We start from the raw sequence: 10,712 nt of genomic DNA, 5'->3' as shown, positions 1-10,712 counted from the left end.
ATTCTCCCCTTTGATCCCATTACCGTCATTTCTTTAGTTGAAGGTTAATGCTGTCCACTGCCCGCTGCAGCGTCTGCTCCGGACTTTGCTCCTTGTAGATCATCTTTTCAAACTGCCGGATAATCTCTTCATTGATACTCCACTGCTTCATATTTCTCGGCCAATAGACTACCGAGTTGGCGGTATTGGCATAATCACTGCGGAATTTCAGCGCTGAATAAGCTTCGCTCCCGGTTACTTTAAGCGAACTCGGCACATGGCCGGCTTCCGCCCACATCACTCCATGCTCCACGGCCCAGCGGGCGAAGACCATAGCTGCCTTCCGTTTCTCTGCACTCATCTCACTTTTGGCCGGAATAGCCAGCGTATGCGAATCTCCCCAGACTGCAGGATGGTCATAAATGACCGGGACCGGCACAACCCCCAGCTCCAGCTGCTCATCCTTCTCAAAAGCGCCGGTTCCCCACACCCCGGTAATCAGCACCGCCGCCTGACCGTCGTAGAACAGCTTAAAGGCATCATTAATATCCGGGGGAATAAGCTCCTGCTGATACAGACTGTCCACGAACTTCAGCGCCTGAAGAGAGGCTCTGTTGTTAAAGACCGCCTGCGTGCCTTCCGGGTTGTAAAAGACACCGCCGCCCGGCATCTGATTATACAGGCTCCACCATAACCACACGGAATCAATCCGTGTGCTGGGCAGAGCCAGCGGAGCGACACCGGGCGGGACAACCTCCTTCAGCTTGTGCAGGAATGCGGTAAACCCCTGTTCTCCCTGCCCGATCAACGGTTTGTCTTCAGCATCCAGCAGCCCGGCCTCTCTTAAATATTTCTTGTTATAATAGAGCACCAAGGTATGCGTATCCAACGGTACGGCATAATGGGCGTCTTCGTAGACGGTAGACCCGGCGATTTTGGCATTGAACTGGCCCCAGTCCAGCCCGGTATCCGCAGCGAGTCCGTCCAGCGGTTCGATATATCCGTTCTGCACGAATTGCGGCAGATTGGTGGCATGGATAATAGCCAGATCCGGTGCATTGCCGGACAGAATCGCCGTGCGCAGCCGGGAATAATAATCATCCAGCCGGGAGTTGATCTGATCCAGCCGGATCTCCTGATGCTCCCGGTTAAATTGCTCCACCAGCTCAGTCATGAAGATGTTGTCTCCACCGCTGAACGGTGTCCAGTACTCCAGGATTACCGGCTGGGCGGCAGGTGCCGGCGGCTCTTCTTCCCGCGCTGCACCGCAGCCCCCCAGCACCAGTACAACCGCCAGCAGTATTATTGTAAGCGTAACCAGTCCATTCCGTCTGGGTCCGCCAAAGCGTCCTGTCTCTCTCATATGTTCAGGCCCCCGTCTTGCTCACAATCTATGAGTCTGTCATGTTCATTCACTCTTCTGCCATATATCCATATAATCTATACCGAAGCTGCCTTGTCTGTCAAAAAGAATGATCTCATTCTCTCCGCTCTGTAACTTGAGCTTCAGCTCCATGAATGCGGGCTGGTTCCGTTCCTTCCGCCCGGGGAGAGATATCGTCTCCGGCGCCCCGTTCACGGATACCTCCAGCTTCGCATCCGGCGAAGCATTCAGGACTGCTAACGTCACCGTGTAGGTTCCACTGCGCGGGACCTGGATATTGCCGAAGCGCAGCGCTGCCCCGCTGCCGCTTAAGGCTGCCACCGCACCGCCTGAGGCATACGGGTTGTCTTCAGCAGCAGCTTCCCCCTCCAGCGACTGGGCCTCGCCCTCATACCGCGGAATTTCAATCGCCTGCACTTCAGCCCCTGCTCCCTCCGGCCATTCAATAGCAACTGTATTCTTCCCTGCGGCGAACGGCAGACTCAGATAGGCATAACCCGCCTGGCCCTCGCCGGATGGCGGCAGGTGTAGCGTTGACGGCAGCCCGCCGTTCACTGACAAGAGCGCCTCCACAGCTTCTCCGCCCGAATTCACATAATGCACCAGCAGCGGAGTGCCGCTATCCACTGCGGACGGCAGAGACGGGAACTCCAGCCGGTTCCCGCTGCGGACAGCTGACTCCGCCCGGAACACGCCCGTTCCCGAAGGAACGTTAAGCGCTTCGCTCAGCGGCAGCGGCTTGCCGAACACCGGCAGCCCCTCATTGTCCCAGCTAACCCGCTGGGCCCGTGCCTTGCGGTTGTTCCACCCGTCCGCCGCCCCTGTGGTGGCGTGATAGACAATCCACTGCTCGCTGCCATCCGGCGACACCGTGAATGAGTTATGCCCCGGTCCGTACACTCCGGCGGCTTCGTCCATCGCCAGCAGCGGCTCTTCCGACTTGATCCAGTCTGCCGCTTCCAGCGGATTGCCGCCGGGCTTCAGCGCCAGCATGCCCAGACTATAATGCGGAGTCCAGCTTCCCGCACCGGAATAGACTATGAAGACACGGCCGTCACGCTGAAGCACAGACTGGCCTTCATTGATATAAGGCGGGCCTCCGGCCTGCTCCCAGGGAAGCAGCGGTTCACTAATCAGCACCCTCGGTCCGCTGATCGTCAGCGGGTCACTCATCGGTGCAATATAGGTATTCTGCGCAGCGTTCATCTCCCCTTCCCAGCCGGACCAGACGAAATACAGTTCTCCGTCCGCCTCCATCGCCAGCCCGTCGATCGCCCATTTGTTGGTGCTGTCGGTGACCTGGCCCTTGAAGGTATAGCCGCCCAGCGGATCACCGCTGTCACCCTGCAGCACATACATCCGGTGATTCTCGTTCCTTCCGTCATCTGCGGCGAAATAGATATACCAGCTCCCCCGGATATACTGAAGCTCGGGAGCCCAGAGATTAGCAGAATAGGCTGTTTCCGCCGGGGGATACCACACCACCTTCCGCTCCGCCTGGCGGAAATCGAGGGTGCGTGACTTCATCACCATAATATCCGTTCCGTTATGGGTGAAGGTCATATAATAATACCCCTCCCTGTAAATCACGCTCGGATCAGGCGTATCTATCTCAGCCAGCGTGTTCTTAAAGGTTCCGCCGTGCCCTTTGTAGACCTCATCCGTTACGCCATTGTTGTGCTGTAATAACATATATGCACCTCCCGCCAGTATCAATAGCAGAGCCGCCGCGATGGAGCAGATTATTCTACGCGGGTTCTTACCCGTCCATGCCTTCTGCGATTTCGCTGATATCTTGTTCATTTGCTGCTCCTCTCAAAGTTAGGGAACCCGCTATTTCACACCCGAGCTGGTGATCGCTTTAACGAACGACCTCTGCCCGGCGATGAAGAGGATCAGCACCGGAAGCGCTGCGATGGTCGTCATGGCCATTAATTTCCCGTAGCTCTGGGTGTAGCTTCCGGTAGCCATCATGGCAATTCCTGCGGTGATTGTCCGCATCTCCGGCGAGGTGGTCGCGTACAGCGGCCAGACGAAGTCATTATAGATTCCCATGAAGGTGAAGATGCCCAGCGTCATCATGATCGGCACGGCAGAAGGCAGCAGGATACGGGTATACAGCTTCCATTTGTTCACCCCGTCGATCCGGGCCGCTTCTTCGATCTCCTTCGGGAAGGAGACAAAAAACTGGTACAGCAGAAACACCCCGAACGCCCCGGCGGTAGCGGGCAAAATCAAGGCCTGATAGGTATTGATCAGCCCCAGCGTATTGAACTCAATGTACATCGGCAGAAAGGTCAGCACGCTGGGAATCATCAGCGAGGCAATGAACATGGACAGCAGCGTACGGCGCAGCGGCAGATCCGGCAGCCGGGCCAGGGCAAACGCCGCCATCGAATCAATCAGCAGCACGATTGCCGTACCCGCGATGCCCACCGATAAAGAATTGACGATCCAGCGCAGAATCGGTGTATTCATCAGCTCCCCGCTCAGCCCCTGAACGAAATTATCAAGCGTAGGCTTCTGCGGCAGGAAGTTCATCCGCCCGGAGAGGGCTTCGAAGTCATTTTTGAACGCCGTGGACAACATCCAGACCAGCGGCAGCAGCACGAACAGCGCAATCAGACTGGCCAGCAGCAGCAGGCCTATTCTTCGGGTTCTACCCATTTACACCTTCTCCTTCCGGTTCGTAAGACGGAACTGCACGATAGACACCATCATGATCAGCAGCGCCATCAGAATCGCCATCGCGGAAGCCGAACCGATATCCTTACGCACGAATGCCTGGTCCAGCACATTAATCAGCAGCACCTTGGTGGTGTCTCCCGGACCCCCGCGCGTCAGCAGGAACGGCTGGGCATAAATATTGAAGGACGCGATGGTGGAGGTGATCATGACGAACAGCATGACCGGCCGGATCGTAGGCAGTGTGATCGACATGAACCGGTTCCAGGCACCCGCCCCGTCAATGGCAGCCGCCTCGTAATAATCCTCCGGCACCTCGTTGAGCGCATTGACAAAAATAATCATATTGAACCCGATGGTCCACCAGAGTGTCGTGAGCACCAGCGCCAGCCAGACCCATGGAGTAGCCGTCAGCCACGGAATACCGGTCAGCTCCAGCTTTTGCAGCAGGCTGTTAATGAATCCGGCATTCGTATCGAACATCATCAGCCAGATCACGGCCATTACGGAAGCGGACAGCGCGTAGGGCAGGAAGTAGAACGTCCGGAACAGCCCCCGGAGCTTCGCCGGCAGCGCATTGACCAGCATCGCCATACCCAGCCCTGCCACAATTAACAGCGGTACAGAATATAAGACGAACTGGAAGGTGGTCCACAAGCCGCGGAAGAATATGCTGTTCTCATGCGTGCCCGGGGTGAAAATCGTAATATAATTGCGCAGCCCCACAAAGGGATGAGCGTCAGACAGCAGCTCAAAGTCCTGCAGGCTGATCACAACACCGTACAGAATCGGAAACAGCAGAAACATTCCGAAGGCTGCAAGATAGGGCAGAATGAACAGAAATGAGGTGAAGCGTGAAGTCCATGTGCTTTTCAAAGGAGTCCCTCCATTTCCTCGTATAGGGAAAAGCAGGAAGCGATGATGCGCTCCCCGCTTTCGCTTACCAGAATGATCTCATCATCTCGCTGGTTATTTCATCGCCTGACGGGATTTGGAGACCGCATCATCCATGGCCTGCTGCGGTGATTTTTTGCCGAGGATGGCATTGCTCAGCTCGCTCCACACCGGCTCAACAATAGTGCCCCAGTTCAGCACATTCGGTGCAAACTGTACAGAGGAGAAGCTCTGCGATACCGTACTCTGGAACTCCATCGCCTTGAATTCTGCACTGTCCATAACGGTTTTGGAAGCGACCGCCTGACCGGATTCAGCCCAATCCAGCGAGTTGCCGGAGACATATTTCAGGAAATCACCGATGCCGGCCAGCGTATTGCTGTCTGTCACAGCCTTCGGAACCACAAAGCCGTGGGAGCCTGCATAAATGGCCTGCTTCGCTGTGCCGATCTGCGGCATTACGGCTACGCCATAGTTGAGTCCGGCTTCATCGAACTGTGATTTCATCCAGGGTCCGTTGAACTGAATCGCATTCTTGCCCTGCAGGAACAACGTGTTCTCGCCGTCCTGCTGCACATTGGCCGGGGAGACGCCCTTGTCTACCATATCGCGCAGCCATTGCACCATTTCTACTGCTTCAGGAGAATTGTAGGCTACATCCGTCCCGTTCCAGAGTTCTCCGCCATTCTGCCAGACTAGCGACGGGAAGATGAACTGCTGCGGCCAGAGGGTAGGTACTACATAACCGTAGACCCCTTTGCCTTTATCGGTGAGCTTCAGTACAGTGGCGTCGAATTCAGCACGGTTGGTTGGCGGTGCTGTGACCCCTGCCTTCTCGAACAGATCCTTGTTGTAGTACATGACCACCGGATGAATGTCGAGCGGAATCGTGTACAGCTTACTGTCGATGGTCGCGTATTTAACCGGCGCTTCGGCAAAATCACCCGGATTAATGCCGGCTGCCGCCGCAAGCTCATCCACCGGCTGCAGCTGATCCTTGCTCTGATAGGTCGGCACCTGATCCACATGCATAATCATCAGGTCCGGCCGTTCCTTACCGGTGCTGAGCGCAACATCCAGTTGCTTGTAATACTCACCATTGGGCTGGATTACGAAGTTCACTTTGTATTTATCCTGGGAGCTGTTGTATTTATCTACGATTTTCTTCATGAACGGGCCATCCGAGCCGGAGAAGGGTGACCAGAATAGCAGCTCTGTCTTCTTGCCGCTGCCGCTGTCACTTGCCTGCGTCTCCTTGCCGCTGTTTCCGGCATTAACACCATTGTTCTTAGCGTTGTTTCCGCCGCAAGCGGTTACAACCAATGCCAGCATCATAACCATCAGTAATAGTGATGTTACTTTTTGCATGGATCGCTTCATTTGTGTACTCCCCTTTTATCGGTGATTCAAAGCTGGTCGCTCTTTGATGTCTTCATGTTACCGCTTCGGGGGAGATCACAAAATGTCCTCAGACTAGGATCAATGGACATATTTACAGATTACAAGGCAGGTTCAATCCTCTTGAACAGAAAACGGGAGCCGGCCAGATATTCTCTAAGATAGGCCAGTGCATACGGCTGTTCCTCCCGCAAACCGGGAATTTCAGCCGGATGTACGATGTGATGGCTGTAGTTGCCGATCATGATCATGACGAAAAAGCATTCCAGCTTCCGTTCATAATCCGATTCCATTTCCAGTGTGCGCACACTGCGATAACCTTCAATAAGTCTGCTGCGCTGCTTCGTGGACAGCTCCAGCAGAGCAGCAGCCAGATCATACAGGTAGAAGCCGTAGCCGCAGCGGCCGAAATCAATCGCCCGCGGCTTGCCCTCAGCGAACACCACATTGCCGCTGTGCAGATCACCGTGGATCAAGCCATAATTGCCGGCCTGCGGCTGCATGGCTTCGAGTTCATTCAGGATTTTGTCCGCAGCAGCCTGATAGAGCTTCCATTGTTCTTCAGATACCATAGCCGCGTGATGCTTCTCCAGCTTGGTCCACTCCGCCCTGAAGCTGTCAGCCCCCCAGGCCGGACGGGTGAAATCCGCAGAAGGAACAAACTGTTCGCCCGCTTCATGCATCCCGGCCAGCATGGCTCCCGTGGCGAAGACATGCTCATCCGGCAGATTGCCCTCGGCATGTTCACCTTCCACCCAGCGCATTACGGTTACATAGTGAAGCTGTTCCTCTCCACCAGTCTCCAGGATATAGCTGCCGCTGGAGCTCACCCTTCCTTCTGGAACATCCACACCTGCTGTCTGACTGAGATATCTGAGCCATTCCAGCTCCGACAGAATTTCTGCCCGGCTGCTCCGTTCGCCATGAATCCGCAGCAGCAGCTTCCCCGCCGTTTCCGTCTCAATCTTGAAGGTGACACTATCGGATTGCCCGATATATTCAATCTTGGTCCAATCTAATTCATATTCCTTGAGCGCGCGCAGTACAATATTTCTTGCTGCTGCTAATGTAGATTGTGATGAATCACCTTCAATTCTGCTGCTTAAACCCTCTATCCCCATCTTTTCTTGCCTCCCTTAATATAGCTGTCTGCATATATTATAGGTTCGGCCCTGTCAACGGGCATAGATAATAAACAGGTGTAACCTAACTTTTGCACACAAGTGGAAAAGGCGGTCCCAAAAGTCATGAGATGACTAATTGGGACCGCCCCTTCCAATTCATATCCGCTTGCTTCCATATACAATCTTCTTAATGCTGTCGGCCGACAGGCAGAATTGCCCGGCCAGCTCGGTTACGCTTAGTCCGCTGGCATAGTGCTCACGGATGGACTGGTTGCGGGCGGCCAGATAGGTTCTGCCGCCAGAGTTCTCCCCCCACCGCTTGCGCTGGCCCGCGGGCTTCGGGATATAGAGCATCCCGCCCTGCATATATTTCTGTACTTCCTGCAGCAGCCGCTGCGGCAGTACAAGATCCGCATTTACATATTTCATATAGCTCCGCTCCTCTTAAGTATTGAACTTATAAAGGCAGCAAAGTCTATAGAACAGACGCTTATCCGGCAAATCGTTGCAGCGGAGACTTCCTGTCAGCTCTACACAACAACCACTGCGATGTCGTCCATAGACTTTGCGTAGAGCTGAGCATTAATCTTCTCATGAAGTGTCCTCCTTCCATATTTGACCTGTCTTATATTGACTATAGTATACTTGAACCTCCCGTTTCCCGCAAAAATTCTACGGACGGTGTAGCCATTTCTACTATATAAGACGCACTTAAGTTTTAAACTTGCAGCTTCGTCGTCACTGCGGTGAACATTTGGACTTACGGCCGCTTCTTTTGCTTTTTGTTTATTTCTTTAGTGCTTCTTATATAGAAAAAAAAGGACCCCGCCAGCGTCCGGCGGGGTCAAAGATTATATTAAAGGGGGGTATGTGGCTACTATACCCCCCCAAGCTTAAAATCAGATGAAGCCCAGGTAAAGATCTCCTGAAACCGGCTCAGATTTTGAACTTCTCTACCAATAGCTGCATCTCTTTGGCGCTCTGCGTATTCTCATCGGCCATAGTGGCCTCATGGAAGGTCTTCTCCACAATCTCCGCCGTCTTCTCGGCGATATCCTGCACCCCGATTGCCCCTTCATTCACGGTAGCCGCGACTTCATTAACGGCGATAGCAATGCTGGAGACGGTCTCGTTCAGGTGATCGGCTGACTCCTCGAACTGGCTCATCAGCTCATTAATCGTAGATGCATCACTGTTATACTGCTGGCTGACCTCGGTCAGACGCTCATAATCGCCCAGCACATTCTTATCAATGAATGTCAGCACGGCTTCGGAATGCCGGGTCATCTGCTCTACGGAGGAATATACATTCTTGACTACATCCTGAATCCCGGCTGCCGTCTCGGAGGACTTCTCAGCCAGCTTGCGGATTTCACCGGCCACCACTGCGAATCCCCGTCCAGCCTCGCCTGCCCGCGCCGCTTCAATCGCTGCATTGAGGGCCAGCAGATTGGTCTGGCTGGTAATGGATAGAATCGTATCGGCCAGCAGATTAATCTCGTGGATCGCTCCCGATTGCTCGATCGCCTTCTGCATCTCCCCGCGGACCGAGTCATAGATCTGTTTCGCGTTCTCGGTGGATGTCACCGCATCATGCTGAAGGGCCAAGGCCCGCTCCGTAATCTGGCTGGATACGCCGGAGCCTTCTTTTACCTTGCTGGAGATCATGCTGACAAAGTTCTCAACCTCGTGAATGGCCGCCGTCATCTCCTCGGTAGATGCCGCTGTCTCCTCCATGCCTGCCGACAACTGCTCGGTAGTGGCTGAGTTATCATGCGCATTCTCTCTGACTTCGTTCGACAGCTTCTCCAGGGTCTCCGCATTGTCCAGCACCTTGGAGGAGATCCCGATCAGGCTTCCGGCCATCTCCCGCAGGACCGCACGGGTATGGAACATGGCCTTGGCAATGGTTCCGGTCTCATCTTTGTTTTTGGTCAAATATTCATATTGGTTGTCATACTTCAGATCCAGCTCCGCAGTACGGTTCACCAGCTCTGTGAGCTTGATGATCGGTGAAGAGATCCGGGTGGCCACCGCTGTTCCTATCAGCAGGGTCAGCAGCAGGCTTCCCAAGCCGAGCAGCATAATGAAGTTCGTCATTTCATTCACCGGCTGCAGCACCTCGTCCACATCCCCGGTCAATACCAATGTCCAATTCGTCTCTGGAAGCACGGTGTAGGCGGCTTGTTTCTTGGCCCCGTTGAAGGTGTACTGCACATCCCCATCCGGCACCTTCTCCCCCGCCTTCACCCGCTCTACAACTGCCTTAATGGATTCGTTCTCAACGGCTGTACCGATCTTCTCCCCGTCAGGATGGAACAATGTATTCCCGGTTTCGTCTACCAGATAGGCATAAGAGGAAGGGGCATTGGTCACCTTGGCATCAGCCAGATAGGTGATCAGGCTGTTCGCATTGACCGCCGCACCAACGAATCCGATCATCTGGTCCCCGTTTTTCACAGGATGGACAAAGGCCAGTACGTAAGCCCCGGTTGACTTGGATTTCAATGTCTCACTGATTACAGGCGCACCTGTCTTCAACACATTTTTCGTATAATTTCTATCGCTGAAGTTCGCACCGATCAGCTTGGTATCACTGTCCGCTACTGCCGTTCCCTTCAGATCGACTACAAACAAATGCTCAAGGTTGCCTGCGTCCTTCACCAAGCCCTGAAGCTTCACATTCACTTCATTCCGCAGAGTGTCTCCGCCGGGTAATCCGCCCTTGCCCTCCTGAAGCAAAAGCTGCACAATCTCGCTCTCACCCGCAACCAGCTGTATACTGCGCTTCTCTTTATCAATCATGGCCCCAATGGTCTGCGCTTTGTTGGTATTGACCTGTGCCATGGAAGATTCGGTCAAATTCATGATGGTACCGGTGGATTTGGTATACGTAAAAATCCCCATTAATGCTGTAGAAATAAGTGTAACGACAATCATCATAACCGATAACTTCATACGAATCTTCATTATTCTCAACTTCCTTCCGCCCTGTTCTCAACCAGTATATAAGACGCACTTAAGAGTTTAACTTGAAGCTTCATCGTCACTGCGGTGAACATTTGGACTTCCAGCCGCTGTTGTCTCCAGATTAGTGCCTCTTCTATAGCTACGAAACTTAGAACTATACCTTATATTACAATTATTATCGGATTCCCCCCGAAATTAATGAATGTCTCATGTAGAATACCCAGAAATAATATCGAATTTTGTCGAATGATAGATTAATTTGCATACTAAAACCCGCC

General features: G+C 53.7%; 8 protein-coding genes. All 8 read right to left on the bottom strand.

The annotated features are described in order from the left end of the window. Nucleotides 1-25: 25 nt before the first annotated feature. The 8 genes from HQN87_RS25610 to HQN87_RS25575 all read right to left on the bottom strand — a co-directional run bounded on the left by HQN87_RS25610 (nucleotide 26) and on the right by HQN87_RS25575 (nucleotide 10,434). A complete protein-coding gene (locus HQN87_RS25610; RefSeq protein ID WP_173139103.1) occupies nucleotides 26-1,342 on the bottom strand; it encodes an ABC transporter substrate-binding protein in 1,317 nt (438 codons plus the stop codon). Between the two features lie 45 nt (nucleotides 1,343-1,387). Further along, nucleotides 1,388-3,055 (bottom strand): family 43 glycosylhydrolase, encoded by a 1,668-nt coding sequence (locus HQN87_RS25605; RefSeq protein ID WP_173139101.1) that lies wholly within the window; start codon nucleotides 3,053-3,055, stop codon nucleotides 1,388-1,390. A 141-nt stretch (nucleotides 3,056-3,196) separates the two neighbouring features. Next, on the bottom strand, nucleotides 3,197-4,030 hold the full coding sequence (locus HQN87_RS25600) for a carbohydrate ABC transporter permease (RefSeq protein WP_173139100.1): 834 nt from the start codon (nucleotides 4,028-4,030) through the stop codon (nucleotides 3,197-3,199). Continuing rightward, entirely contained in the window at nucleotides 4,031-4,924 is an 894-nt protein-coding gene (locus HQN87_RS25595; protein WP_254075667.1) for a carbohydrate ABC transporter permease, read from the bottom strand. Nucleotides 4,925-5,017: 93 nt separating this feature from the next. Next, nucleotides 5,018-6,322: an ABC transporter substrate-binding protein gene (locus tag HQN87_RS25590; protein ID WP_173139099.1), complete on the bottom strand. Its 1,305-nt coding sequence runs from the start codon at nucleotides 6,320-6,322 to the stop codon at nucleotides 5,018-5,020. 119 nt (nucleotides 6,323-6,441) lie between these two features. Continuing rightward, complete coding sequence (locus HQN87_RS25585) at nucleotides 6,442-7,461, bottom strand: phosphotransferase enzyme family protein (RefSeq protein ID WP_173139098.1); 1,020 nt, start codon at nucleotides 7,459-7,461, stop codon at nucleotides 6,442-6,444. A gap of 159 nt (nucleotides 7,462-7,620) precedes the next feature. Next, nucleotides 7,621-7,893, bottom strand: coding sequence for a CD3324 family protein (locus tag HQN87_RS25580; RefSeq protein WP_173139097.1), 273 nt, complete (start codon nucleotides 7,891-7,893; stop codon nucleotides 7,621-7,623). Nucleotides 7,894-8,400: 507 nt separating this feature from the next. Further along, a complete protein-coding gene (locus HQN87_RS25575) occupies nucleotides 8,401-10,434 on the bottom strand; it encodes a methyl-accepting chemotaxis protein (RefSeq protein WP_173139096.1) in 2,034 nt (677 codons plus the stop codon). Nucleotides 10,435-10,712: the final 278 nt, after the last annotated feature.

Source organism: Paenibacillus tritici (assembly GCF_013204885.1).
Lineage (GTDB): Bacteria > Bacillota > Bacilli > Paenibacillales > Paenibacillaceae > Paenibacillus_AQ > Paenibacillus_AQ tritici.
Note: the sequence above shows the minus strand (reverse complement) of the source record. Positions and strands in the feature narration are given on the sequence as shown.